Raw genomic sequence first — 25,428 nt, forward strand, 5'->3', positions numbered from 1 at the left:
GTGCGGGGATGCCGCCCCTCTTCTACGTTGGGATCACAGAGATCCGGTCCACCGCCCCAGGGAGCCCGTTCATGCCCGGCTGGAACACGCACGACATTCCCGACCAGAGCGGCCGTACGGCCGTCGTGACCGGGGCCAACAGCGGGCTCGGGTTCGTCGTCGCGCGGGAGCTGGCGCGCAAAGGGGCCCGGGTGGTGCTCGCGTGCCGGAGCGAGGTGCGGGGGAGGGAGGCCGCCGACCGGGTCGTGGGCGAGGCGCCGGACGCCGAGGTCGAGGTCCGGCGGCTGGACCTCGGGGATCTGGGGTCGGTGCGGAAGTTCGCCGAGGGCCTCACCGGTGAGCGGATCGATCTGCTCGTCAACAACGCGGGCGTGATGGCGCTGCCGTACGGGACGACCGCGGACGGGTTCGAGACACAGTTCGGGGTCAACCACCTGGGGCACTTCGCGCTCACCGGGCTGCTGATGCCCACGCTGCTCGGCACCCCGGGCGCCCGCGTCGTGACCGTGTCCAGCCTGATGCACATGCTGGCCAACATCGATCTGCGCGACCTCAACAGCGAGCGGCGCTACCGGCGTGGGGTCGCCTACGCCCGCTCCAAGACCGCCAACCTCCTGTTCACCCACGAGCTGGCCCGCAGGCTGGAACAGAGCGGGACCGGCGTGGTCGCTGCCGCCGCCCACCCCGGGTACGCCGCCACCAACCTCCAGACCGCGGGGCCGCGGGCCGAGGGACGCCGGGCCGCCGAACGGCTCGTGGCGGCCGGCAACCGGATCTTCGCCCAGTCGCCGGAGGCGGGGGCGCTGCCCACGCTGTACGCGGCCACCGCCCCCGGCGTGCGGCCCGACTCCTTCACCGGCCCCTCCTTCGCCATGTGGCGCGGCGCGCCGGCCCCGTCCCGGCGGGCGCCCTGGACCCTCGACGACAGGGCCGGCCGACTGCTCTGGGAAGCCTCCGAGCGGCTCACCGGAGTGGAGTACGACGCGCTGAAGGGCGGCTGAACCGGTCCGGTCCTGCCGGAAGCTCCTGCCCCCGTACGTCGTCACCCGCACCCAGTCGTATGTGAGGGGCGGTGGGGCGTTTCCCGGGTGTGGAGCTGCGGAAGCAGGTCGTCGCCGAGGAGCGCGGCGACAACTGATCGCGGGGCGGTGGCAGCGGGGCTTGCGCGTCACGGCGTACGGGCTCCCGCTGCCGCCGACGTACGCCCTGCTCGGTGGGTCCTCGTACCTCAGATGTCCCTCAGATGCGTGGACTGCACACACATCGCGTCCCTAGGGTCGCGATCATGCCCGACATATCGCTGACCGTGGTCGTCCTCCTGTGCCTCGCCGCCTTCGCGGCCGGGTGGATCGACGCCGTGGTCGGCGGGGGCGGGCTCCTGCTGCTGCCGGCGCTGCTGCTCGGGCTGCCCGCCGGCACCCCGGCCGCGTCCGCGCTCGGCACCAACAAGGCGGTCGCGATCGTCGGCACGACCGGCGCGGCCGTGACCTACGTCCGCCGGGCGCCCGTGGACGTCCGCACCGCCGTACGCATCGGTCTGGCGGCGCTCGCCGGATCCTCCGCCGGAGCCTTCCTCGCGGCCGGGATGAGCACCGACGTGCTCAAGCCGGTGATCATGGTGGTGCTGCTCGGGGTGGGGGCCTTCGTGATCCTGCGGCCGGCGTTCGGCACCGCCCCGGCGCCCGGCCCGGCCACCCGCCGCCAGATCCTCGCGGCGATCGGCCTCGCGGGCCTCGGCATCGGCTTCTACGACGGCCTCATCGGCCCCGGCACCGGCACGTTCCTCGTCCTGGCGCTCACCGCCATCCTCCACCTGGACCTGGTGACCGCCTCCGCCAACGCCAAGATCATCAACTGCTGCACCAACGCCGGCGCCCTGGCCACCTTCGCCTGGCAGGGCGCGGTCCTGTGGCAGCTGGCGGCCGTCATGGCCGTGTTCAACCTCGCGGGCGGCGCCCTGGGCGCGCACACCGCGCTGAAGAAGGGCAGCGGCTTCGTCCGGATCGTGCTGCTGACGGTGGTGTTCGCGCTGGTGGCGAACCTGGCCTATCAGCAGTGGGTGGCCTAGTCGGTGCCGCAGCAGCGGGTACTGGTGTCGGTGCCTGTACTACGCTTGGTACATGACTCTCAAGCGGACCAACGTGTATGCCGACGCCGAGGACCTGGCGATCATCAAGGAAGCCGCAGAGCGGAAGGGGATCTCCGAGGCGGAGATAATCCGCCGGGCGATCCACCTCGCGGCGCTGTCGGAGCGCACCTGGGACGAGCCGTTTGTGACGCGGAAGTTCCGGAGTGGCGGCGCGCAGATCGACAAGCAGGCAGTCCGGGACGCCGTCGTCGAGGGGGTCATGCGCAGGCGGGAAAGGGACACTGAAGCGTGATCGTCGTCGCCGACACCTGCGCGATCCTCGCCGCCTACGACGAGGACAACCCGGACTCGGACGGCTGTGCGCACGCACTGGGCGCGGCGGGCCTCGTCGTGGTGTCACCGCTCGTCGTGGCCGAACTCGACCACATGGGGACCCGCCTCTTCGGCAGAGCCGCCGCGCGCAGCGTCCTCGCCGATCTGCGCAGCCGAGCCAGGATCCTGCGTGCCGTGGTCCCTGAGGTCGGGCCGGAAGTCCTCGACCGGGCCGAGGCGATCCGGGACCGCTACTGCGACCTCGACCTCGATCTCTCCGACGCGGTGAACGTCGTCCTCGCCGACGTCTACTCCACCGAGATGATCCTGACCACGGATCGGAGAGACTTCCGCGCAGTGCGGCCTCTCGGCAAGTTCAAGGCGTTCAAGCTACTGCCCGACGACGCCTGAGCGGTCTTCGGCGGTCAGGAGACGTGACCTCGTACGTCGCCACCCGCACCGGCTTGTGTTCAGGACCGCCCGGAGGTCCTGCTAACGGCTGCCCGTGAGGTACGCGAAGACGACCACGTTGCCCTGGTAGCCGGTGGATTTGGAGTAGCCGCCGCCGCAGGTGATCACCCGTAGTTCGGGGCGCTTGGCGGCGCCGTAGACCTTCTCGTCGGGGAAGTCCTTCGCCTCGTAGACCTCGATCGCGTCCACGGTGAACACCGCGACGCCGCCGTCCCGGCGGTCCACCTCGATGGTGCTGCCCTTCTTCAGGGCGCCGAGGTCGTAGAAGACGGCGGGGCCCTGGGTGGTGTCGACGTGCCCGGCGACGATCGCGGTGCCCTTCTCGCCGGGGGTGGTGCCGGCCTCGTACCAGCCGGCCAGGTTCTTGTCGTCGGCGGGCGGGACGTCCAGGCTGCCGGACTTCGTCAGGCCGAGGCCGATCAGGGGGGCGTTCACCCGGATGGAGGGTATGCGGATGCGGAGGGGCGGGGACGGCGGCAGCGCGGGGGCGGCGAGCCCTTCCCCGCCGGGGTCGAGCACGCCCTCGGCCGCGCCGGGCTGGGGCGGGACATGCGTCGCGTCGCCGCCGTACAGGAGCCACACGCCGGAGCAGAAGGCGACCACGGTGACGGTGGCTATCGCGGTGTTGCCGATCCTGGGCATACGGACCCCTCTCGGGTTCGGTGCCCCGCACCCCCTCCGGGTCGCGAGGGGCGTCGCATCCGGAGGGGGAGGGGACGTGCGGTACCGGCGGACGGACAGCGGAGGGCGTCCGTCAGATCCCGTCGCCTCTCGCCCGGCGATGCAGGAGCCAGGTACCGCCCGCGGCGGCGACGGCGAGCGCCGCCACACCGGCCGCGGTCCGTACGGGGTCGGTGCCCAGCGCGCCGCCGGCCCCCGTCTTCACACTTCCCCGGGGCTGCACCTCCCCCTGCGCAGCGACCAGCGTGACCACCAGGTCGCCCTTGACCTCCCGGTCGCCCGAGGCGCACTGCGCGACGATCTCGTACGTCCCCGGCTGCGCGCTCTCCGGCACCCGGAACTGCCCGATCGCCTCGCCCTTGCGCGCGCTGGGCGCCAGCGTGAAGGGGCCCGCGCCGACCGCGCTGGCGTCGCCCGCCGCGGCCGCCTTCTCGCCGCACCCCTTGGTGTTCACCGTGACCTGACCGCCCGGCTCGACCGAGTACGGGTACACCTCCAGGCTGCCGCCCTCCGCGCCGTACGCGGGCACGGCCAGACCGCCCACGGCGGCGACGGCGAGCGCGGCCCCGGCCATGACCCCGGCCGGCGGACGGGCGGCGGTACGTCGCATCGGTGCTCCTCCGGGCTCTGCGCCGGGCACGCCCCGCGACACCCACGTGCGCCGCCGTCGGCCGTGCCCCTGCCCTTCCGAGGTAAATGGCCCGCGACCGCTCCCGCTCCCTGAAGGGACGTCAGAAATAGGATGAACGGGTGCTGCGATCGCCGGCCCGGACCGGCCTGCGACGACTGTTTCGGCAGGCCAAGGCCGCCGTGCTGCCGGGAGTCCGGGACCACCCGGAAGGACGCGGGGCGCGGAGATGAACGGGTGAGGACGACCGGCCCCGCAGGCGTGGAGCGTCGGACCCCGCGAGCAGGAGCGGCCCCAAGCGGTGACGAGCGGCTCAGGCAGCCGGGATACGGTCCGGATCCGCGTCGGCGGCCAGGCGGGCGTGGAGCCCGGCGTCGAAGCGCACACCGTCATGCTCCAGTTCCTGCCGCTCCAAGCCCTCCACTGCAAAGCCGGCCGCCCTGGCTACGCCACAGGAAGCCGGATCGTTGACCCGATGACCGGGTTCCAGGCGGAGGGGTCCGGCAAGCAGCTCACCGTCCACGCCGCTGGACGGCCAGCGCGGTCGATGGGATCCCCAGCCCGTTCAATCGGGACAGGAGTTCTTCCTCCTGTTCCTGTGTGACGGCGATCCACAGGGATGTTCCCGAGTCACTGGCGCTGAAGACCAGCCGGTCCCCTCGCCGGCCTTCGGCGTTGACCGTGTAGGGAGCCAGGTCCGAGAGCACCTCGAACTGTCCGTCGTCGCGGACGTCGATGTCGATCCCCATCCCGGGGTCGCAGCGCCGGGAGCGAGTGCCGTCCGCCACCGCCTTCCGGGCCAGGGACAGCGCGCGTTCGTACGAGTGCAGCACCGCGGGCGGCCAGGCGTCGTCGCTGTAGGCGTCGAGGTGGGCTGCGTCGATGCCGGAACGCAGCACGCGAAGAGCCTCGCGGTGGACCAGCACGACGTCCGCAGGGCTCAAGCCGTCAACGAGTACGAGTTCGCGACCGGGGTCGTCAGTTTGGTCGGTCACACGTCAGACCTTCCCGCACGGTTCGCTGGAAGGCCGTCCAGGCGGCCGGGGTGACGTGGAGGGACGGGCCGGTGGGGAGCTTGGAGTCCCGTATGGCGACGGTGGTGGGGATGTTGGTGGCCACTTCGACGCACTCGGCCACCTGGTCGCTGTGGCTGGATTTGCGGTACTGGAAGTCGGGCACGGCTCACAGTTCCCTTCGAAGCCTGCGGAGGAGCGACGCCGACTCCTCCTCGTCGAGAGAGTGTTCGGTGATTACCTCGAACAGCTCATCGTAAGCCGCTGCGCCCTCGCCGCCCTCCACCCATCGTTGAGCGAAGGGGGCTTCCACGTAGACGACGTCCATGGCGCCGGGTTCGGCGAACGAGAGGATGTTGAACGAGCCGTTCAGACCGGGATGCGTGCCTGCGCCGAAGGGAAAGATCCGCAACAGGACGTTCGGGAGGTCGGCCGCCTTCAGAAGATGGTCGAGCTGTCCGTGGGCCGTTGCCGTCCCGCCGGGGAAGTTCCGCAGTGCGGCTTCGTAGATCACCGCCTGGAACGTGAGTGGCGGGTCCTGGGAGAGCAGTTGCTGGCGCGCGAGCCGCGCGGCGACGAACTCCTCGTCGGACGCCGGGCTCTTGATCGCTGCTGGGCTGAGGTCCCCCCTCAAGTCCATGATGTACTGCGGAGTTTGGAGCAGGCCGGGCACGAATGACGGCTGCCACGCCTTGATGGTCGTTGCCGCGCTCTCCAGCGCGACGTACTCCTGCATGACGCCGTGGATCGTGTAGTCGTCCCACCAGCCCTTGGCCTTGCGTCGCTCTCGGTCGACCCGTGCCAGCTCCAGGAGCGAACCGACGACTCCGGGGTCGCGGACGCCGTACAGCTCGCACAGCGCGCGAATGTCCGGGTCGCGCATGGGCACCCAGCCGCCCTCCATCTTCGCGACTTTCGTGGTGGAGGCGGTGAGCGCCTTGGCGGCGTGGGTCTGGGTGAGGCCGGCAGCCGTGCGCAACTCGACGAGCTCTCCACCCAGTCGGCGCCCCAGAACAGTGGACGTGCTGTTGCCCTGCATCGCCTGACTCGCGGTCACGTTGGCGCTCCTCGTGGTGTCCGTGCGTGGTCAGTCTGACGCGATATGTGAACAGCACGCAAACCCGTTGGGAGGAATTCCTCCGAGAGGAACTTGCGCACAGAGTTGCACCGCTTCTACGTTCGGCGACGAACTGATCGCGCAGCGCCACCGGTTCAGGCGTCGGCGCTGCCCACCCCTGCCCGGAGGTGAGCGACTTGGTCGCCCCCTGCAACCCGCTCCAGTACGACCGACTCGACTACACCCCGCTCCCGAAGAGCGTCACCCTCGCCCGGCGCCGGGCCCAGCGTCTTCTCACCGACTGGGGTCACCCCGAACTCGCTGCCAATGCAGCCCTGTTGGTCTCCGAGCTCGGCGGCAACGCCGTACTGCACGGATGTCTGCGGGACAGGCTCTTCCGCGTCGAACTCACCCTCACCGAACGGGCCGTGCGCATCTCCGTCTCCGACCCGAAGGGAGAGGTGCTCCCGACCCCGCGTGACGCCACGCAGGACGACATGTTCGGGCGCGGACTGCTCATCGTCCGGGAGGTCGCCGACCGGTGGGGCGTGGAGCGGCTCACCGTCGGAAAGTCCGTGTGGTGCGAACTGGACGTCGTGGCCGTCGAAGGTGCTGGCGCACGGCCGGCTGACGCCTCCGACGTGCGACTGCCGCGCCGGCCGTGACCGGCCTTGTGCTGCATCGACGAGGGCCTCGCGCCGGGCACGCCGGTGAGCGTGACCGGCCTCACCACCAGCAGTCGATGTCGGCCGATCCCCCGCGGACAACCGGATCGGTGCTCGTACCGCTGATCCGCAGAAGACCGCCGTCCCGCCCCCAGTCCAACTCGTACGTGCCTGCGTCGACGGGCCGGTAACCATCGTCGACCGTCCAGGATCCTGACTTGCCCAAGGCCAGGCCGGTGCGCCCCACCGCGTAGGCCTCGCCGTTTCCGATCACGAGAAAGGACGTCTCCCGCACCACGACCGTGCAGCCCCCCGGCCCCGCAGGGCGCAGCACGTGGTACTCCGCGTCCGAGATCAGGTCGTTCACCGCTCCCCACGCCGTGCCGAGCACCGCCGTGACGATCAGCAGACTGCTCCCCGGCCGTGTCCACGCGGCTCGCTTCCGCGGGAACTGCGAAGCACCCGCCGGGCGGTCCACCCGGGTGAGGGCCCATCGGAGAACGAGCGACATGACGAGGAGGGCCGCACTCACCACCCAGCCGGGGACCACCCGCCCCTGCACGACCAGCAGGAGGCTGCTCCAGCTCGCCACGGCGGCGAGAGCCAGACTCCCGATGCCTGCTGCGGTGGAGACGGTGGGCGACAACCTCACGCCGTGCTGTGTACGTTCTTCGGTCACGGCGGGTACGACTCTCCGAACGCGCCGACAGTTGCGGTGGGGGCCCGAAGCACGGCGAGAGCCCATCACGGACCCGAGGTTCCGGCGAGACCGGCGCGGGGCGCCCTGCTTCTTCTTGTCCTGGGTCTTGTCCGGGATCTTGGTGACCTGCGTTTTCCCTGCTCAGGAGCGGTGTTCCTGAGCGCCTGGTGGTCGTCGTTGGTCGTCCTCGGCCACTGTTGAGCGGCCTCGGACGGCCCAGAGACGGCCCAGCCTTGGCGCGCTCGGCTGGCGGCCGGCACCTTTGATGCGACCCGTCCGAACCTCAGCCGACGACAGTCAGCCGCGACGGCCAGCCCGTGACGACGATGCCTGAGCCCTCAGCTTGGGAAGCTCGGGTCTTCCACGGGCGGTTGCTGGATTGACCTGTGGTGGAGCGGCTACGGCATCTGGCTGACAGTCGACCTGGTCCCCGCCATTCCCCGTGGTTCCCCGCACGACCTGGCACGGCTTCTGGCACGACCTCTGCGTCCCGCGCTATGGGCACGAAGGGCACTGAGGTCTGCTGGGCTGGTCAGGCGGTCGCTGCGGCGTGTTGATCGGAGTGGGCGCTTGCCGTTACATCAGTCGGCCTCATTGGGCCGGGCCGAGTACTTCGTCGGCGCTTCGGGGCTCTGTGCGCGGCTGCTGGTTGAGCTTGTGGCGTGCGATGGAGGAGTGCCGGTAGACCTCTTTGCGGGCGCGCATGATGTTGCCCAGGGGGGCGTGTTCGGCGGTGACCCGCCAGGGTGTGAAGGACAGCGTGTCCATCTTCTCCAGGTTTTCCGGGCTGGAGATGTCCTGCTGCGGCAGCCGCAGTTTGGCCACGGTGACGGACGGCGAGAGCTGCTCGGGCCACTCCACTGTGGTGTCCTCCACCGGCATGCGCTCCAGGTCGGTGCAGAGTTGGACCTGGATGTCGAAGGTGTAGGGCCGCTCCTGCAGCTCGGCCTGCAGGGCCGGTCGGAAGACCTCCGCGGCCGAGGCCGGGTCGATGTCGCGCCGGACCACCGCGGCGGCGGAGGACGGGTCGGGGGTGATGCGCACCTTGGCGATGTAGTCCCCGTGCCGGACCGCGCCCATCGTCCAGTAGCTCGACAGCAATACGTTGACCGGAGGGGTCTTGGACAGGCGCAGGAAGGCCAGGAACTCGTCCCACGCCCAGTCGTCCTGGTCCAGCGTTCCCTTTCCGGTCACGAATTCGGTGAAGAAGCGATGTGCGCCGGGTCGGCCCTGGGAGAAGTAGGCCGGCGCGTTCAGGAACAGTTCCTGGATAAACAGGTAGTGCTCGACTGTGTTGCAGAAGAAGATCGGTCCGTTGATGTTGGCGTAGTCGAAGGTGCCCGTGTCCGGTTCGTCTTCCAGCAGGGTCGGGCCGGGGATGTCGAACATCTTCAGCGCCAGTCCGGTGGCGGCGCCCAGTCGCGCGTCGGCTCCGGCGTGAGGCGAGCCGTTGGAGAAGCGGATGAGCGCATCGTGGGTTCCCGGGGTCGCGTAGATCCCCTGGGCGTACTCGGGGGGCAGCCCGTCCAGGATCTCCACTTCCCCTCGGACCAGCCCGTAGCCCTTGGCATGGGCGTCGCGCAGGGCCCGTCCGGTGCCGCCGGCCTCGACCGACTCGGCGATGTAACTTTCGGTCTTCTCGATCACCGTCTGCACGTTCTCGTCGAAGTGCGGATCGTCGTCTTCGATGTCCGGTGTGTAGCGGACGAACTGTGCTGCCATGACTTCGACCTCTCCTCGGCGACCGTGACCGCGCCTCAGGGGCTTGGAATTGGCCTCAGCCCTCCAGTTCGGCGAGCCAGCGCAAAGCGCGCAGACCTGGCACAAAGCAGTACTCACCGCCTCGGGTGACCACAAAGCTGGGCAGGTTCTGCAGGCGACGCCGGACCGGCTTCTCCGGGATGGTGACGCTGCCGGTTCCGCCGTGATGCCCGGCTACCGGGTCCTTCTCGCCGGGGTAGCCGATGAAGTTGCCGTCGTTGACCCATTCGGCCTTGATGAACTCAAACTGCCGTTCCAGGTGGGCTCCGAGGAAGACTCCGACCAGGCCGCGGTCGGCGCCGTCGTCCTCCAGCACGCCTTCCGGCAGCGGTGGCCCGTAGGTGGTGCCGCGGCGGATGAGGCGGTGCATCCGTGCGTCGCCGATGATGGTGGAATCGCGGGGGTTGGTGCGCCGGATGTGCGCACCGGCGGGGCACCGGTACCCCCGGTCGTCGTTCTCCCGGTACAGGAAGTTGTTGACGCGGTGCGGATCGGCCGCCAGCTCCGGATCGTCGTGCTCCGGCGCCAGCATCAGTGGTGCTCCGCTGGGCCAGCGCCCGACCATCTTGGCCGCCAGGAGTGCCTCCTCCCCGGCGCTGGAGCTGTTCGCGCGCAGGTACCGGCGCCAGGCCGCCACGTTGGTGTGGGTCTTGCGCACGGCCGCGTAGGTGCCGTTGCGGCCCAGGACATCGGGTTTGGGCATGGGGGGCAGGCTGCCGGTTTCGTCGGGGTAGCCGAGGATGAACTCGCCGGCCTTGAGGGGGGCTTCCTGCGGGTTGGATCCGGGCAGTCCGACACCCTCGATGTTCGGATGGCTGATGCCGTCTCGGAATCCGAAGGTGGTGCGCCCGGTCGGGAGCTGGCGCACCTCCTGCTGCCAGATCACCTGGACGCCGGACGTGTCCTCGTAGGCGACACGGGCCCGTTCCAGCTCCCTGTCCAGCTGTGCCGTGTCGGAGGAGAGGGCGCTCAACGCGATGTGGACATCGCCGGTTCCGAACGGTGCCTCCCAGTGGGCCGGGGCACTCTCGCCCACGTCGCCGATCAGCTCCGCCCGAGCGGCCATGCCCTCACGGAACGCCCGCGGAAAGCTGTCCAGCGACTCCTGCGGCACCCCCAGGGCCCTCAGCCCCTCATAGGTGAACGCCACGGCGACCCAGGCATCCTGGCTCTGTTCCGCGCTGGGCAGGCCACCCGAGGTCACCGGGAGCAGCCGCCGCAGCAGGGCGCGTCCGGCGTGGCGGTCATCGACGCGCAGGAAGATGTACTTTCCCTGATAGGGCACGGGCCGTGGACGCAGGGCCCCGCTCTGGACGTCGTCGATCTCGACACGCACACCGGCCGCGCTGCTGCTGTCCGCCGTGTTCATGATCGCTTGTGCCTCCACATCGGTCTCTGTCCGGGCAGCCCCGCAATGGCCGACTCCCACCCGCCGACGCGGTCCACCGGCGGTGGGTCGGCTCTGAAGGTCCGGGCGCTAGGCCGAGGCTTCCTCCAACAGTTTCTGGAAGGCGGGCGTGGCCACCAGCTCCGCGTTGGCCGGGTTCTCCAGCGCCTCCCGGAACTGGGTGGTGTCGAGCACCTCCTGGAACGCGTCGTCCACGCGGTGGTCCTTGTAGATCTGCTGAACGGTCAAATCGGGGTAGGCGCTGACGAAGACCCCTGCGGGCTCCTGATGGGCGAGGAACCAGTCCTTGACCCCTGGATCTTTGATGCCGGGGAACCCTTCGCTGTGCGAGAAGACCTTGTCGAAGCGTTCCCCGACCACCGTCTTGGCGAAGTCGTCGATGTAGGTGTCCCAGGAGCCGTCGAAGACGCTGGCGAACATGAACCTGGTGTCGTTGTCGAAAATGACGTGCCGTGCGTCATGCAGCGTGCCGATCTGGCGCAGCGCCGCATGGACATTCTCGTCATTCGCCGCGTCGCCGAGCCAGGTGAGATCCTCGCGCAATGCATCGGCCTCGCCCGGCTTGATCTTGGTGAAAACGGTGAACTCGCTGCAGACCCCATCCGACCTGCCGGGCCGCTCAGGGTGAGCCGACTGGGTTGCACCTGTCGTCGCAGTCATCGTGTGATTCTCCTGCCACGGATCGGTGCGAGGGCCGCCAAGCGCCAGAACATGAGGCGCCCTCGCCCCCACATATCAATCCTCACCACGGATGCACTGCCTCGCATCCCGGGCCCTGGGCACTGTGGTCACCTGAGGTGGATTCCCGGGAGAGTCTGGCACTGCGGAGTCCGGCCTGGTCCCTCCCGTCCAGAGGCTCCCGAGGACAGATCCGGCCAGGCGCAGGAAGATGGAATGGGCGGGACGTGCCGAGTACGTCGTCGTCACCATTCCCGGGCAGCCACTTGCGCACGGCCGTGGAGACAGTGGCACAGCCGATCGCACACCGACCCGTTGCGCCGCCGAGGCGGTCGGGGCCCCTCTCGCGCCAAGCCCTGCTCGACCGGATCGCCACCCTGACCTCACGCGGAGGCAACCATGGGCGCAGTTCTCGGTGACGTGCTGGGTTTCGCCGCCGCCGTCGCGGTCAGCCCGCTCCCGATCATCGCCGTCATCCTCATACTCGCCACGCCTCGGGGACGTCTCAACGGAGTCCTCTTCACCGTCGGCTGGATCCTGGGACTCTCGGCACTGGGCGCGGTGATGCTGGCGATCGCTTCCCCCGCAGGTGCTTCCGCCCGCAATCACCCGGCCACCTGGGTGGGAGCCCTCAAGCTCGCCCTGGGCCTGTTCCTCGTCCTCTTCGGCGCCCGGCAATGGCACCGACGCCCAAAGGATCTCTCGCAAGCCCAGCTGCCGAAGTGGATGAGCGCGATCGACCGCCTCACACCGGTCAAGGTCTTCGCACTCGGACTGGCCCTGGCCGCGCTCAACGCCAAGAACGCACCGCTGACCATCGCCGCGGGGGCCGCGATCGGCTCAGCCGGCCTGCCGGTAGGGCAGCAGATCGCATCTCTGGCGATCTTCGTCCTGATCGCCACCCTCGGCCTGCTGGCCCCGCTGGGAGTTTTCCTGCTCGGGGGAGAGCGAGCCAAGACCACGCTTGGCAACTGGAAGGACTGGGCAGCTCAGCACAATGTCGCCGTGATGGCGGTCCTGTTCTTCGTCCTCGGGCTGAAATTGCTCGGAGACGGCATCTCCATCCTCACCTCCTGACCGGCTTGCTCGCGTCGCCGTGTGGTTCCAGCGGATGACCTGCCAGCGCCGGCCGCGCACCACTTCTTGTCAAGCCCCGGGTTTCGTGGACAGTGAATCAGCTGGTTTTCAGGGTGAGTTCTGGGACGGCTATTGCGATGTGACGGGCCTCGAACTCGGCGGGTGGGACGTGTCCGAGCTCGCCGTGGAGGCGTCGCCGGTTGAACCAGTCGACATACTCGGCGACGGCGATCTCGACATCGGTGATGCCGGTCCACGGCCCCTTGTTGCGGATCAGCTCGGCCTTGAACAGGCTGTTGAATGCCTCGGCGAGGGCGTTGTCGTACGAGTCGCCCCGTGAACCGACCGAGGCGACCGCGGCGGCTTCGGCGAGTCGGTCGGTGTAGCGAACGGCACGGTATTGCACGCCGCGATCGGAGTGATGGACGAGACCGGTCAGGTCCGCGCCGTCGCGCCGACGGCGCCAGATCGCCATCTCCAGGGCGTCCAGGGCCAGGTCGGTGTAGAGGCTGGTGGCGACCTGCCAGCCGACCACCGTGCGGGAGAAGACGTCGATCACGAACGCGGCGTACACCCAGCCGGAGAAGGTGCGGATGCAGGTGATGTCGGCCACCCACGGCTGGTTCGGCGCGGTGGCGGTGAACTGCCGGTTGACCAGGTCCGCCGGCCGTGCGGTCTCCGGAGCGGGACGCGTGGTGCGTGGGCTCTTGGCCCTGGTCACACCGCGCAGCCCGGCCTCGCGCATCAGCCGCTCGACGGTGCAGCGGGCCACCTTCCGGCCTGCTCTGCGCAGCGCGGCGTGGATCTTGCGGACGCCGTAGACGCCGTAGTTCGCGGCGTGGAGGACACGTATCTCCTGGGTGAGCCGCTCATCGCGCAGGCTCCGGGCAGAGGCGGGCCGGCTGGTGGCGGCGTAGTAGGTGCTCGGCGCGATCTCGGCGTCCGTCCCCTTCAGGACGTCGCAGATCGGCTGGACGCCGAACTCCTGCTTGTACTGGTCGATGTAGGCGACCTTCAGCGCAGTGGACGGTCCAGCTCCGCCGCGAAGAAAGCCGAGGCGGACTTCAGGATCGCGTTCGCCCGACGCAGCTCCTTCACCTCCCTCTCCAGCTCCGCGATGCGGGCGGCATCGGCACTCGTGGTGCCCTCGCGCAGGCCCTCGTCGGTCTCGGCCCGCTTGACCCAGGTCCGCAGGGCCTCCGGGTGCACATCGAGCTGCTCGGCGATCCGCCGGATCGCCCCCGTCCGCGCGGCAGGGTCCCTGCGGGCCTCGACCGGCGCGGGCGGAGCGGGCCGGAGGCAGGAGCGGCGCCCGCGGCGGAGCCGGGAAGCGCGCCCGGAGGAGCGAAGCGACGACGGGTGCTTGAACCAGCAGAGAAAGTTGTAACGCAGTCTCGGGGTTGTCACTGGGGTTGTCAGCGCGTGCAACTGCGGTGAGGTTCCCGAGTCGATCATGGAGAGCGTCATGTCCGCCCAGAACTCTTCTTTGAAGTCGCTGCTCAGTCTCGTGTCCTCTGGGCACGGGGCCGATGAGGAGATGGACTGGCAAGCAGCCGAAGAGGCTCTCGGTGTTGGTCTCCCGAGCGACTACAAGGCGTTCATGTCCGTCTATGGCGCGGGCGACATCGGAGAACTCGGCATCCTGGGGCCGATGCCCGTGGAGTACGTGCAGTGGGACCCCGGCAATGTCCTGGACAGCACGCCTGCCTTCCGTGACTTGTGGGACAAGGAGGGCGGTGTCCCCGGCATCACGGCGGAGAGCAGTGCCGTGCTGCCCTGGGGCTCTGGCTGCAACGCCAACGAGTTGGGCTGGCTGATGCTCGACCCGGACCCCGACGAGTGGCCCGTGGTGGCCTGGCGCCGGCAGATCCACTACGGCGACTCCAGGTGGAAGCTCTTCGACTGCGGCATGGTCGACTTCCTGGTCAGGATGATGTGCGCCGAGCTCGACCAGTGCCCTCTCGGTGACGCCTCTCTCCGGGGCGGGACCGCTCCTTTCGTGCACTGGCGCGAGCAGCAGCGGCGTCGGCTTGCAGGGCTCGGCCCCGAGACGGGGGAGCCGGACCCCGTCGTGCAGGGCTTCCTGCAGTGGCCCGCATCTTGACGTTGGGGGAGGGATCTCATGGACGCGACGGACGGCGTCATCGACTTGGTCCACCTGGCCGACCGGCCTGGAACCAGCGGGCACAGTGTCGTCGTGCGCGTGCTGGGCCGCTGGCGGCCCGGCGTCCTGTTCGGTCATGACTTCCTCGAATGCGAGATCGTCATCGCCGCGGAGTCCCTCAGCGCCGTCTTCTCGGTGACCCTCCTTCCCGAGGATCTGGAGGACTGGGAGGACGCCTTGACGACCCTGGGATCCTGGCGATTCGCCATGTGGCTTACCTCCGGGCGGACTCCGTCCCTGAAGTTCAAGCCCGACGGCCATGACCGGATGTCGGTGTCCGTACACGACGGGCCCTCGTCAGGGGTCACCGTCACGGTCCCGCTGTTCGCGCTGCCGACAGGGTGGGTCGATGAACAGCGGGCCCTGCTCGCCCGCGTCCGCGAGGTCTACCCACGTGAGGTTGTCGAGACGTCGCCGGGCGCCTACGTGTGGCGCCGCGGCAGCGAGAACTGAAGGCCTCACAAGCGGCCGGCGGCCCGGAGACGGCCCTGATGCGCGTGCCGCAGCGCGGTCCTCCTGGCGAGTTGGGCTGCATGAAAGCGGGTGTGGCAACGGCCCCCCGCACACGCACGCGATTCTCGCCCGGATGCTCGGTGTCCACATCCGGGTCGCCGGCCAGTGGCAGAAGGCACCAGCCTGCTCGACGGTGCCGCGCTCAGATGCCCGGGCGGACACCGGCCTCATGTTTCACCCGAGTTGTGATATCGCTCGGCGGCCCCGCTACGAGCGACTAGGCCCGCCTCTCGCCTCAGATCCGCCCGCCGGTCAGACGAGTGATCGGGCCGTGCGTGCGGCGCCCCGCACGGCGACCCGCCAGGTATGACGTGGCACCCAACGCCGACAAGCCCGCACCCACACCGGCGGTGAGGAGCTTTCGATGGGCGATCAACGTCCATGCCGTCTTGGCGAGGGCCACGGCCTGTCCCGAGGCGGCGATGACGGCCTGGCGGCCGGCTTGGACACGCTCGGCCGCGCCGTGCACGACCGCGGCGCTCGTCCCGGCCGTACGCTCGGCCGTGTCCACGGCTGCTGACGCCACGTCACCGGATTTCTCGGCTGCCTTGTCCGCCGCCTGCGACGCGGGAGCAGTCGCCTTCGCCGTGACCCGCCGGGCCTTGGCAGACGCACTCCGCTTGGATACGGAATCTTGATTCGTGCCGCTGCTCGATTGACTCATGGACTTCGCGTTGCCGCTCGCGTCAACGGCAAACACACTCCGCCAGGACGGTGCACGCCGATACACATCCAGAGCGTGTTTCAGCTGTTGGCCGACATGAGCCTTACGTGGCGGTTTGTCATCCGTGCGAGCCCGGTCGATCTGCTGGTGGCGGTCACTGCCCGGCATCACAGGCTGACCGTGCTCCACGAGGATTCCGACTTCGAGAACATCGCCCGCGTCACGGGGCAGCCCGTGCGTCGGATCGTGGAGTGGGGGCGGGTTCGTCCCGCGCGCCCGGTTGTACGAAGAGGCCGCTCCCGCCTGTGATGCGGGAGCGGCCGTATTCGTTGAACGACCGCGTGCTCAGTTCACGTTGACCGCGCTCCACGCCGCCGCCACCGCGTTGTACTCCGTGCTGCCCGCGCCGTAGAGGTCCTTGGCGGCGTTCAGGGTCGCCGTCCTCGCGCCCGCGTACTTCGTCGAGGACGTCATGTAGACCGTCAGGGCCCGGTACCAGATCTTGCCGAGCTTGTCGCGGCCGATGCCGGTCACCGTGGAGTTGTTGCAGGTGGGGGAGTTGTAGCTGACGCCGTTGAGGGTCTTGGCGCCGCTGCCCTCGGCGAGCAGGTAGGCGAAGTGGTTGGCGACGCCCGAGGAGTAGTGGACGTCGAGGTTGCCCACCGAGCTGCTCCAGCAGTCGGCCGAGCTGCCGTCCTTGGAGGGCTTGTCCATGTAACGCAGGGCCGTTCCGCCGAAGCCGGAGCGGACGATCTTCTCGCCGATCAGATAGTCGCCCGTGTCGCTGGAGTTGTTCGCGTACCACTCCACCAGCGTGCCGAAGATGTCGGAGGTGGCCTCGTTCAGGCCGCCGGACTCGCCCGAGTACGTCAGCGCGGCCGTCTTGGACGTGACGCCGTGCGACATCTCGTGCCCGGCCACGTCCAGGGCCACCAGCGGGCCGAACGTGGTGCCGTCACCGTCGCCGTACGTCATGCAGAAGCAACTGTCGTCCCAGAAGGCGTTGTTGTAGTTGCTGCCGTAGTGGACGCGGTTGTACGAGCCCTTGCCGTCGCCCGCGATGCCGTTGCGGCCGTGGACGTTCTTGTAGTAGTCCCAGGTCTCGTTGGTGCCGTACTGCGCGTCGACCGCCGCCGAGGAGCGGTCCGCGGTCGTGCCGGTGCCCCAGTGGTTGTCGGCGTCCGTGAAGACCGTGGCGGGGGCGCGCTGGAAGCAGATGCCGAGGAAGCACAGGTCGGTCTTGTTTGCCGCGTCACCGGTGTACGTGTTGCCGCGCGTCGGGTCCTTGAGCTGGTACGTCGATCCCGACAGCGTGGTCTCCAGCGGTATCGTGCCGCTGTAGAGCGACTGGCCGTCGCCCGCCGCCGTCTCGATGCTGTCCCAGGCGTCGATCCGCGCGCCGGTGCGGGCGTCGGTCAGCACCGTACGGGCCACCGGGTTGCCGAGCGAGTCCAGCCCGACCGCGTTGGTGCGCCAGGCCAGGCGCGGGGCGCCGTGCAGGGCGTCGACGATCAACTCGGGCTTGGCCTTGGCCTGCTTCAGCTTCGTGCCGCGGTTCGCCGTGCGCAGATCGTCCAGCGCGAGGTCGGCGGCCTTCGGGGCGGAGAGCTTGGGCGCGGTGCTCGCGAGGGAAACCGTGCCCTTCGAGGCCCGGTTCGCGCCGCGGTAGGTGCCGTTCGGCGTCAAGTGGACGACGAAGTCCCCGCCCAGTACGGGCAGTTGGCGGTAGGCGCGGTCGTAGCGGACGTGCTGCGTGCCGTCCTTGTCGACGACCACGTCCCGTACGGTCGTGGCCTCGGCGGAGGTGAGGTCCAGGGCCGCGGCATGGTCCTCGAGCGCCGAGGCGGCGTTCTCGATCGCGGCGGCCCGGGTGGGTCTGTTCTCCGCGTGCGCGGCGGGGGAGAGCACGGCGGCCAGCAGGGTGGCGGCGGTGGCGGCTGTGCCTGCCGTGGCCAGGCGGGAAGCGCGGATGTGCCGTGTCCGACTCATCGGTCTCCTTGAGCGCGGGCGCCCTGGGGCGCGTGGGGTTGCGCTGGTGTCCCCAGAGATTTAAGTGGTCATGACATGTCATGTCCATAGCCGCCGCGTGCTGATGTGTGAGGGGAGAGAATCGTTTCTGTGACGCCTCCGACGCCCGCTCCGCTCCCGTTCTTCGTCTACGGCACCCTCCGCCCCGGCGAGGGCAACCACGGCGCGTTCCTGCACGGCCGCACCCACTCCGAGGAACCCGCCCGACTGGCCGGCGCGGTGCTCTACGACGGTCCCGGCTACCCGTACGCCGTGGAGGAGCCCGGCGGACTGATCCGCGGCGAACTCGTGGCCGCCCTACCGGAGCGGTACGGGGAAGTCCTCACCGCCCTGGACCGGCTGGAAGGTTACGTGGCCGGCGACCCGCGCAGCCTCTACGAGCGGGTCGAGCGCGAGGTCGTCCGCGAGACCGACGGCGCGTCCGTGCGCGCCTGGGTGTACGTCGCCGGACCGTCCGTCACGGCCCGGCTGCTGGCCGACGGCAGGCGCATCGAGAGCGGGGACTGGACGGTGCGGAGCCGAACCGCCGGCCCTTCGTGAGGTGAGCGCGTCAGCCGGCATCGGCCAGCGCGCGGGCGACGCCGTGCTCCTGCCGCCCCAGGAACGTCGGATCCGGCTGGAACACGGCCTTCAGGACCGCCTTGCCGGCCGCGAACACCTCGCGGGTGCCGCCGTAGTACCAGGTGACGTCGTGTTTGGCGTCCACGCCGACGCCGTAGGAGTCCACGCCCGCCGCCTCGCACAGGGCGACCGCGCGCCGGACGTGGAAACCCTGGGTGACCAGGACCGCCCGGTCCACACCGAAGATCTTCTTCGCCCGGACACAGGAGTCCCAGGTGTCGAAGCCGGCGTAGTCGCTCACGATGCGCATGCCGGGCACGCCGCGCTTCGTCAGGTACGCGCGCATGGCGTCCGGCTCGTCGTAGTCCTCGCGGCTGTTGTCGCCGGTGACCAGGAGCACCTTGACCCTGCCCTCGTGGTACAGCTTCGCCGCCGCGTCCAGCCGGTGCGCCAGGTACGGCGACGGCTCGCCGTCCCACAGGCCCGCGCCGAAGACGACGGCCACCTCGGTGTGCGGCGCGTCCGCCGTGGTCCGCAGCCGGTCGCCGGCCACGACGTACATCCACGTCGCCGGAAGCAGCGCCAGCACGCACACGGCCATCACCGCCTGCATCAGCCGACGCCGCCCGGCGCGGGTACGTGGCAGGCGCGGTCGTGTCCGCGACGGTCGGCGCATCGGACGATCCCCTCCCCGGGCGGCCCCGGCGGGCCGCGCTCCACCTCACTATGATCAAGGACGCGGCGCACGGCGGCTTGGTTCGCCGACCTCGGCCGGAAACGGACCGGGAGATCCCGAATGTCAGTGGCTGCCCTTAGTGTCGAGTCATGGAAGGGATCGCATCCGAGGCGGCCGGGCCGCACGAGCAGGCCGACCGGCCGTACGAGAACCACGTGCCGCCGGCCGGGTACGAGGCGTCGGCCGTCGAGCGGTGGGCCACCGAGCCGGACAAGCGGCCGGGCCGTACCGCCTTCCAGCGTGACCGCGCGCGCGTGCTGCACTCCGCGGCGCTCAGGCGGCTGGCCGGCAAGACCCAGGTGGTCACGCCGGGGGAGCGCAGTCAGGCCTGGGACGCCAGCCCCCGCACCCGGCTCACCCACTCGCTGGAGTGCGCCCAGGTGGGCCGCGAGCTGGGCGCCGCGCTCGGCTGCGACCCGGACCTCGTCGAGGCCGCCTGCCTCTCCCACGACCTGGGCCACCCGCCCTTCGGGCACAACGGCGAACAGGCGCTGAACGAGTTCGCCGAGGACTGCGGCGGCTTCGAGGGCAACGCCCAGTCGCTGCGCCTGCTCACCCGTATCGAGCCCAAGCGGTTCGTCCCCGACCCCGGGACGGACGAACTGGTCAGCGTCGGCCTCAACCTCACCCGCGCCGCCCTCGACGCCGCCACCAAGTACCCCTGGCCGCGAGGCGCCCACCCCACCGACCCGACGTCACCCAAGTTCGGCGTCTACGAGGACGACCGACCGGTCTTCGACTGGGTGCGCAAGGACGCCCCCGGCACGCGTACGTGCTTCGAGGCCCAGGTCATGGACTGGGCGGACGACGTGGCGTACTCGGTGCACGACGTGGAGGACGGCCTGCACGCGGGCCACATCGACCCCGGCGTCCTGCACGCCGAACCCGAGCGGCAGGCGGTCTTCGCGGTCGCCGTCGGCCGCTACGTCCCGGCCGGCACCGACACCGAGGAGCTGGCCGAGGCCCTCGACCGCCTCCTGGACCAGGAGTGGTGGCCGCACGGCTACGACGGCTCGGCGATCGCCCAGGCCCGTCTGAAGGACGCCACCAGCCAGCTCATCGGCCGCTTCTGCCTGGCCGCCGAGGGCGCCACCCGGCAGACGTACGGGTCGGGGCGCCTGACGCGGTACGGCGCCGAGCTCGTCGTGCCCAGAAGCACCCGAATGGAGTGCGCGGTCCTCAAGGCCGTCGCCGACCGGTACGTCATGCAGCGCGCCGAGCAGGAGCGGCTCCGCGCCGACCAGCGGATCGTGGTCGCCGAGCTCGCCGAGGCGCTGACCGCGCGCGCCCCCGAGGGCCTGGACCCGCAGTTCCGCGCCCTGTTCGACCAGGCCGGCGACGACCGGGCACGCAAGCGCGTGCTCGTCGACCAGATCGCCTCCCTGACCGACGCCTCCGCCCGCTCGCTGCACGCCCGTCTGACGAGGTGCGCATGACACTGACAGCGCTCTTAGCGACACCGGGGATACCAGTGGGACACATGGGACCCTCCGTGGCCTGATCGGGCCATCCCCTCTTCCCGCGACACGCTCCGTGCGGGACGCTCGCATGTGGCGGCACCCTTACGAGGAGGCAACAAGTGGTCGACGCGGATCAGACATTCGTCATCGTCGGAGGAGGCCTGGCCGGCGCGAAGGCGGCCGAGACCCTCCGCGCGGAGGGCTTCAGCGGCCGCGTGATCCTCGTCTGCGACGAGCGCGATCACCCCTACGAACGCCCGCCGCTGTCCAAGGGCTACCTGCTCGGCAAGGAGGAGCGCGACAGCGTCTTCGTGCACGAACCCGCCTGGTACGCGCAGAACGACGTCGAACTGCACCTCGGCCAGACGGTCGACGCCATCGACCGGGCCGCGAAGACCGTCCACTACGGCGAGGACGGCACCCATGTGCGCTACGACAAGCTGCTGCTGGCCACCGGCGCCGAGCCGCGCCGCCTGGACATCCCCGGCACCGGCCTCGCCGGCGTCCACCACCTGCGCCGCCTCGCCCACGCCGAGCGCCTGAAGAACGTCCTGACCCACCTCGGCCGGGACAACGGCCACCTGGTGATCGCGGGCGCCGGCTGGATCGGCCTGGAGGTCGCGGCGGCGGCCCGCGAGTACGGCGCCGAGGTCACCGTCGTCGAGCCGTCCGCCACCCCGCTGCACCACGTGCTCGGCCCCGAGCTCGGCCAGATCTTCGCCGAGCTGCACCGCGAGCACGGCGTCCGCTTCCACTTCGGCGCCCGGCTCACCGAGATCGTCGGCCAGGACGGCGTGGTGCTCGCCGCCCGCACCGACGACGGCGAGGAGCACCCCTGCCACGACGTGCTCGCCGCGATCGGCGCCGCTCCGAGGGTCGCCCTCGCGGAGTCGGCGGGCCTGGAGCTGGCCGACCGGGCCCACGGCGGCGGCATCGCGGTGGACGAACGGCTGCGCACGTCCGACCCGGACATCTACGCGGCCGGTGACGTCGCCTCCTTCCCGCACGGGCTGTTCGACACCCGGCTGCGGGTGGAGCACTGGGCCAACGCGCTGAACGGCGGCCCGGCCGCGGCCCGCGCGATGCTCGACAGGGAGGTCGTCCACGACCGCGTGCCCTACTTCTTCACCGACCAGTACGACCTGGGGATGGAGTACAGCGGATGGGCGCCGCCGGGGTCGTACGACGAGGTGGTGATCCGCGGGGACGCCGGAAAGCGCGAGTTCATCGCCTTCTGGGTGAAGGAGGGCCGGGTGCTCGCCGGGATGAACGTCAACGTGTGGGACGTCACGGACCCGATCCAGCACCTGATCCGTACGAAGGCACGGGTGGACACGGAGGCGCTGGCGGACCCGCGCGTTCCGCTGGCCGGCCTGGCCTCGTAGCCGAGGTGACCGAGGCGGCCGAGACGGCCGGGCAGGAGTGTCGGTGGACTTTCGTAGACTTCAGGCGTGGCAGGACGGATCAATGACGAGGACGTGAAGGCGGTACGGGACGCGGTCCCGATCGACGCCGTGGTGTCCGAGTACCTCCAGCTGCGGAACGCGGGCGGGGGCAACCTGAAGGGCCTGTGCCCGTTCCACGACGAGAAGTCGCCGTCCTTCCAGGTCAGCCCGAGCAAGGGACTCTTCCACTGCTTCGGCTGCCAGGAGGGCGGCGACACCATCACGTTCGTGATGAAGATCGACCACCTCTCCTTCTCGGAGGCGGTCGAGCGGCTGGCCGCCCAGGCCGGCATCACCCTGCGCTACGAGGAGGGCGGGTACAACCCCGCCCACCAGCGAGGCGAGCGCATCCGCCTGGTCGAGGCGCACAAGCTGGCCGCCGAGTGGTACGCCGAGCAGCTCGCGGCCTCCGCCGAGGCCGAGACCGGCCGGGTCTTCCTCGCCGAGCGCGGCTTCGACCAGTCCGCCGCCGTCCACTTCGGCGTCGGCTACAGCCCCCAGGGCTGGGACCACCTCACCCGCTTCCTGCGCGGCAAGGGCTTCACCGACAAGGAACTGCTCCTCTCCGGCCTCTCCCAGGAGGGCCGCCGCGGCCCCATCGACCGCTTCCGCGGCCGGCTGATGTGGCCGATCCGCGACATCGGCGGCGAGGTGGTCGGCTTCGGCGCGCGCAAGCTGTACGAGGCGGACAGCGGGCCGAAGTACCTGAACACCCCTGAGACGGCGATCTACAAGAAGTCCCAGGTCCTGTACGGCATCGACCTGGCGAAGAAGGAGATCGCGAAGACCTCCCGCGCGGTCGTGGTCGAGGGCTACACGGACGTCATGGCCTGCCACCTGGCCGGCGTCACGACCGCCATCGCCACCTGCGGCACCGCCTTCGGCGGCGACCACATCAAGATCCTGCGCCGGCTGCTGATGGACAACGGCTCGGCCCGCGTGATCTTCACCTTCGACGGCGACGCGGCCGGCCAGAAGGCGGCGCTGCGCGCCTTCGAGGACGATCAGAAGTTCGCCGCCGAGACCTACATCGCGATCGCCCCGGACGGCATGGACCCCTGCGACCTGCGGCTGGCCAAGGGCGACGAGGCGGTCGCCGACCTGGCCGAACCGCGCACCCCGCTCTTCGAGTTCGCGCTGCGCCGGATCGTCGCCCGCTACGACCTCGACACCCCGGCCGGCCGCGCCGCCGCCCTGGACGAGGCCGCGCCGGTCGTCGCCCGGATCAAGAACCGTGGCGCCCAGCACGAGGTCGCGGTTCAGCTCGCCGGTCTGCTCGGCATCCTCGACACCCAGTTCGTGGTCAAGCGGGTGGCCCAACTGGCCCGTTGGGCCCGCGAGCGCGGCGGGCGCGGTCCCGCGCCGGACCGGCGGCAGCAGGGGCCCCAGCCCCAGTACGCCGCCGCCCGGCCGGCGCTCCGTGGCCCGGCGCTCAACCTGCGCAACCCGGTGTACGCCACCGAACGCGAGCTGCTGAAACTCGCCCTGCAACGCCCGGAGCTGGTCTCCCCGGCCTTCGACGCCTACGGCGTGGACGAGTTCACCGCTCCGCCCTACGCCGCCGTACGCCAGGCGATCCTGGACGCGGGCGGCGCGGAGTACGGCGTGGGCGACCCCCAGGAATACCTCGCCCGCGTCCGCGAGGCGGCCCCGGACGACACGGTCCGCGCGATGGTCACCGAGCTGGCGGTGGAGGCGATCCTGATCCGCCGGGAGGTCGACGAGGCCTACGCCGGCGCCCAGCTGGTCACGGTCCGCCGCCGCGCGGTCGAACGCCGCATCCGCGACCTCCAGAGCACGGTAGCCCGCCTCAGCACCGGCGGCGACCCCGCCCAACTGGCCGCCGCCCAGAACGAGTTGTGGATCCTCCAGCAGTACGACCAGTCACTGCGCGAGCGCGGCACCGCGGCGCTGTGAGGGCGGCCGCGGGCTCCCGTCCACGACCTGAGTAACCACCCCGTCACGGACCGGACGCAAAAAGTCACCGCACGACCCTCGTGGCCGTGATGTGTCGTACCCCACACTGGGGTGCGGTGCCTGAGTCCTCGGAGCGCGGCCGAACCGCCCCCCACGGGTCCTGCATTCCCGCGGCTTCGCTCATCGCGTACGGGACGGACAGCGGCGAGGCCGCCGACTCCGCCCCCCGAGTACCGCTGCTGCACACCTCAGCAGCGATCATCCTGGAGGTCGCCCCCCGTGCAGACCCAGACCCTCACCCACACCGAGATTCCCACCGGCCTCGGCGTCGACGGGCCGGACCCGGACCGGGAGGCCGATGTCATCGCGGCCGTACCTCCGCAGGACCGGGCCGCGCACCACCCCGAGGGGGAGCCGGAGGTGGCCCCGATCGAGTCCCCCGAGCCACCCGAGCCGGCTCCCGCCCGCACCGAGACCGGCAGCGGACCCTCCTCCGACCTGTTCCGCCAGTACCTGCGGGAGATCGGCCGCATCCCGCTGCTCACCGCCGCCGAGGAGGTCGACCTCGCCCGGCGCGTGGAGGCCGGACTGTTCGCCGAGGAGAAGCTGAACAACACGCCGGACCTGGACAGCCGGCTCGCCCTCGACCTGGACCGCCTCGTCGTCATGGGCCGGATGGCCAAGCGCCGGCTCATCGAGGCCAACCTGCGGCTCGTCGTGTCCGTGGCCAAGAGGTACATAGGCCGCGGGCTCACCATGCTCGACCTCGTGCAGGAGGGCAACCTCGGACTCATCCGGGCCGTGGAGAAGTTCGACTACGCACGCGGCTACAAGTTCTCCACCTACGCCACCTGGTGGATCCGCCAGGCCATGTCCCGCGCCCTGGCCGACCAGGCCCGCACCATACGCGTGCCCGTGCACGTCGTCGAACTCATCAACCGGGTGGTGCGGGTGCAGCGGCGGATGCTGCAGGAGCGCGGCTACGAGCCGACCCCCGACGAGGTGGCCGCCCACCTCGACCTGCCGCCCGAGCGGGTCGGCGAGGTGCTGCGGCTGGCCCAGGAGCCGGTCTCCCTGCACGCCCCGGTCGGCGAGGAGGACGACGTGGCCCTCGGCGACCTCATCGAGGACGGCGACGCCGCCTCGCCCGTCGAGTCGGCGGCGTTCCTGCTGCTCCGCGAGCACCTGGAGGCCGTGCTGTCCACGCTGGGGGAGCGCGAGCGGAAGGTCGTCCAGCTCCGGTACGGACTCGTCGACGGACGGCCCCGCACCCTGGAGGAGATAGGGCGCATCTTCGGCGTCACCCGGGAGCGGATCCGCCAGATCGAGTCCAAGACCCTCAACAAGCTCCGCGACCACGCCTTCGCCGACCAGCTCCGCGGCTACCTGGACTGACGTGG

Annotated in this window: 24 protein-coding genes and 2 pseudogenes; 13 read left to right on the forward strand and 13 right to left on the reverse strand. The window is 70.3% G+C overall.

Features of this window, described 5'->3' with window-relative positions; translation table 11 throughout:
- The first annotated feature begins 71 nt into the window (after positions 1-71).
- The 4 genes from ACX25U_RS24900 to ACX25U_RS24915 all read left to right on the forward strand — a co-directional run bounded on the left by ACX25U_RS24900 (position 72) and on the right by ACX25U_RS24915 (position 2,812).
- On the forward strand, positions 72-1,001 hold the full coding sequence (locus tag ACX25U_RS24900; RefSeq protein ID WP_454383262.1) for an oxidoreductase: 930 nt from the start codon (positions 72-74) through the stop codon (positions 999-1,001).
- A 284-nt stretch (positions 1,002-1,285) separates the two neighbouring features.
- Positions 1,286-2,068, forward strand: a complete 783-nt coding sequence (locus tag ACX25U_RS24905) for a sulfite exporter TauE/SafE family protein (RefSeq protein WP_454383263.1) — start codon at positions 1,286-1,288, stop codon at positions 2,066-2,068.
- A 52-nt stretch (positions 2,069-2,120) separates the two neighbouring features.
- On the forward strand, positions 2,121-2,381 hold the full coding sequence (locus tag ACX25U_RS24910; protein WP_454383264.1) for a ribbon-helix-helix domain-containing protein: 261 nt from the start codon (positions 2,121-2,123) through the stop codon (positions 2,379-2,381).
- A complete protein-coding gene (locus tag ACX25U_RS24915; protein ID WP_454383265.1) occupies positions 2,378-2,812 on the forward strand; it encodes a PIN domain-containing protein in 435 nt (144 codons plus the stop codon). Before ACX25U_RS24910 ends, ACX25U_RS24915 begins: the two co-directional genes overlap by 4 nt.
- 81 nt (positions 2,813-2,893) lie before the next feature.
- Here the strand turns inward: ACX25U_RS24915 and ACX25U_RS24920 are convergent, their stop codons facing one another.
- The 5 genes from ACX25U_RS24920 to ACX25U_RS24940 form a co-directional block, all read right to left on the reverse strand.
- The gene (locus ACX25U_RS24920; protein ID WP_454383266.1) at positions 2,894-3,514 is read right to left on the reverse strand and encodes a class F sortase; all 621 of its coding nucleotides are present in this window, start codon (positions 3,512-3,514) and stop codon (positions 2,894-2,896) included.
- Positions 3,515-3,626: 112 nt separating this feature from the next.
- Entirely contained in the window at positions 3,627-4,163 is a 537-nt protein-coding gene (locus ACX25U_RS24925) for a hypothetical protein (RefSeq protein WP_454383267.1), read from the reverse strand.
- A 530-nt stretch (positions 4,164-4,693) separates the two neighbouring features.
- Entirely contained in the window at positions 4,694-5,176 is a 483-nt protein-coding gene (locus ACX25U_RS24930) for a hypothetical protein (protein ID WP_454383268.1), read from the reverse strand.
- Positions 5,160-5,360, reverse strand: a complete 201-nt coding sequence (locus ACX25U_RS24935; protein WP_454383270.1) for a DUF397 domain-containing protein — start codon at positions 5,358-5,360, stop codon at positions 5,160-5,162. The genes ACX25U_RS24930 and ACX25U_RS24935 overlap by 17 nt, the downstream gene beginning before the upstream one ends.
- A gap of 3 nt (positions 5,361-5,363) precedes the next feature.
- Entirely contained in the window at positions 5,364-6,251 is an 888-nt protein-coding gene (locus ACX25U_RS24940) for a helix-turn-helix domain-containing protein (RefSeq protein ID WP_454383271.1), read from the reverse strand.
- Positions 6,252-6,439: 188 nt separating this feature from the next.
- On the opposite strand from ACX25U_RS24940, the gene ACX25U_RS24945 reads away from it, so the two are divergent.
- Positions 6,440-6,916, forward strand: a complete 477-nt coding sequence (locus ACX25U_RS24945; RefSeq protein WP_454383273.1) for an ATP-binding protein — start codon at positions 6,440-6,442, stop codon at positions 6,914-6,916.
- A gap of 61 nt (positions 6,917-6,977) precedes the next feature.
- On the opposite strand, the gene ACX25U_RS24950 is transcribed toward ACX25U_RS24945, so the two are convergent.
- From ACX25U_RS24950 to ACX25U_RS24965, 4 genes are all read right to left on the reverse strand, one after another.
- Positions 6,978-7,568 (reverse strand): hypothetical protein, encoded by a 591-nt coding sequence (locus tag ACX25U_RS24950; protein ID WP_454383274.1) that lies wholly within the window; start codon positions 7,566-7,568, stop codon positions 6,978-6,980.
- A gap of 639 nt (positions 7,569-8,207) precedes the next feature.
- Positions 8,208-9,338, reverse strand: a complete 1,131-nt coding sequence (locus ACX25U_RS24955; RefSeq protein WP_454383275.1) for a catalase family protein — start codon at positions 9,336-9,338, stop codon at positions 8,208-8,210.
- A gap of 55 nt (positions 9,339-9,393) precedes the next feature.
- The gene (locus tag ACX25U_RS24960; RefSeq protein ID WP_454383276.1) at positions 9,394-10,746 is read right to left on the reverse strand and encodes a Dyp-type peroxidase; all 1,353 of its coding nucleotides are present in this window, start codon (positions 10,744-10,746) and stop codon (positions 9,394-9,396) included.
- Between the two features lie 108 nt (positions 10,747-10,854).
- Complete coding sequence (locus tag ACX25U_RS24965; RefSeq protein ID WP_454383277.1) at positions 10,855-11,445, reverse strand: hypothetical protein; 591 nt, start codon at positions 11,443-11,445, stop codon at positions 10,855-10,857.
- A 417-nt stretch (positions 11,446-11,862) separates the two neighbouring features.
- On the opposite strand from ACX25U_RS24965, the gene ACX25U_RS24970 reads away from it, so the two are divergent.
- Positions 11,863-12,540, forward strand: a complete 678-nt coding sequence (locus ACX25U_RS24970) for a GAP family protein (protein ID WP_454383278.1) — start codon at positions 11,863-11,865, stop codon at positions 12,538-12,540.
- Positions 12,541-12,637: 97 nt separating this feature from the next.
- On the opposite strand, the pseudogene ACX25U_RS24975 reads toward ACX25U_RS24970, so the two are convergent.
- Positions 12,638-13,812 (reverse strand): annotated as a pseudogene (locus ACX25U_RS24975) (IS3 family transposase); the annotation flags it as partial.
- A gap of 265 nt (positions 13,813-14,077) precedes the next feature.
- Between ACX25U_RS24975 and ACX25U_RS24980 the strand changes: the two are divergent.
- A complete protein-coding gene (locus ACX25U_RS24980) occupies positions 14,078-14,644 on the forward strand; it encodes an SMI1/KNR4 family protein (RefSeq protein ID WP_458633783.1) in 567 nt (188 codons plus the stop codon).
- Between the two features lie 18 nt (positions 14,645-14,662).
- Positions 14,663-15,157 (forward strand): DUF5959 family protein, encoded by a 495-nt coding sequence (locus ACX25U_RS24985; protein ID WP_454383280.1) that lies wholly within the window; start codon positions 14,663-14,665, stop codon positions 15,155-15,157.
- Positions 15,158-15,452: 295 nt separating this feature from the next.
- Here ACX25U_RS24985 and ACX25U_RS24990 read toward each other — a convergent pair whose 3' ends face one another.
- Both ACX25U_RS24990 and ACX25U_RS24995 read right to left on the reverse strand, forming a co-directional pair.
- Positions 15,453-15,917 carry a hypothetical protein gene (locus ACX25U_RS24990; RefSeq protein WP_454394494.1) on the reverse strand — a complete coding sequence of 155 codons (465 nt, stop codon included), beginning with the start codon at positions 15,915-15,917 and terminating at the stop codon, positions 15,453-15,455.
- Positions 15,918-16,226: 309 nt separating this feature from the next.
- A complete protein-coding gene (locus tag ACX25U_RS24995; RefSeq protein WP_454383281.1) occupies positions 16,227-17,870 on the reverse strand; it encodes a M4 family metallopeptidase in 1,644 nt (547 codons plus the stop codon).
- Positions 17,871-17,999: 129 nt separating this feature from the next.
- Between ACX25U_RS24995 and ACX25U_RS25000 the strand changes: the two genes are divergently transcribed.
- Positions 18,000-18,449, forward strand: coding sequence for a gamma-glutamylcyclotransferase family protein (locus tag ACX25U_RS25000; protein ID WP_454383282.1), 450 nt, complete (start codon positions 18,000-18,002; stop codon positions 18,447-18,449).
- Positions 18,450-18,459: 10 nt separating this feature from the next.
- On the opposite strand, the gene ACX25U_RS25005 is transcribed toward ACX25U_RS25000, so the two are convergent.
- On the reverse strand, positions 18,460-19,146 hold the full coding sequence (locus ACX25U_RS25005) for a SanA/YdcF family protein (protein ID WP_454383284.1): 687 nt from the start codon (positions 19,144-19,146) through the stop codon (positions 18,460-18,462).
- 149 nt (positions 19,147-19,295) lie between these two features.
- On the opposite strand from ACX25U_RS25005, the gene ACX25U_RS25010 reads away from it, so the two are divergent.
- The 4 genes and pseudogenes from ACX25U_RS25010 (at position 19,296) to ACX25U_RS25025 (ending at position 25,423) form a co-directional block, all read left to right on the forward strand.
- Positions 19,296-20,642 carry a deoxyguanosinetriphosphate triphosphohydrolase gene (locus ACX25U_RS25010; RefSeq protein WP_454383286.1) on the forward strand — a complete coding sequence of 449 codons (1,347 nt, stop codon included), beginning with the start codon at positions 19,296-19,298 and terminating at the stop codon, positions 20,640-20,642.
- Positions 20,643-20,785: 143 nt separating this feature from the next.
- Positions 20,786-22,051 carry an NAD(P)/FAD-dependent oxidoreductase gene (locus ACX25U_RS25015; protein ID WP_454383288.1) on the forward strand — a complete coding sequence of 422 codons (1,266 nt, stop codon included), beginning with the start codon at positions 20,786-20,788 and terminating at the stop codon, positions 22,049-22,051.
- Between the two features lie 66 nt (positions 22,052-22,117).
- Entirely contained in the window at positions 22,118-24,028 is a 1,911-nt protein-coding gene (dnaG, locus tag ACX25U_RS25020) for a DNA primase (protein ID WP_454383290.1), read from the forward strand.
- A gap of 116 nt (positions 24,029-24,144) precedes the next feature.
- Positions 24,145-25,423 (forward strand): annotated as a pseudogene (locus ACX25U_RS25025) (RNA polymerase sigma factor).
- Positions 25,424-25,428 lie beyond the last annotated feature (5 nt).

The organism is Streptomyces sp. JNUCC 63 (genome assembly GCF_054366325.1).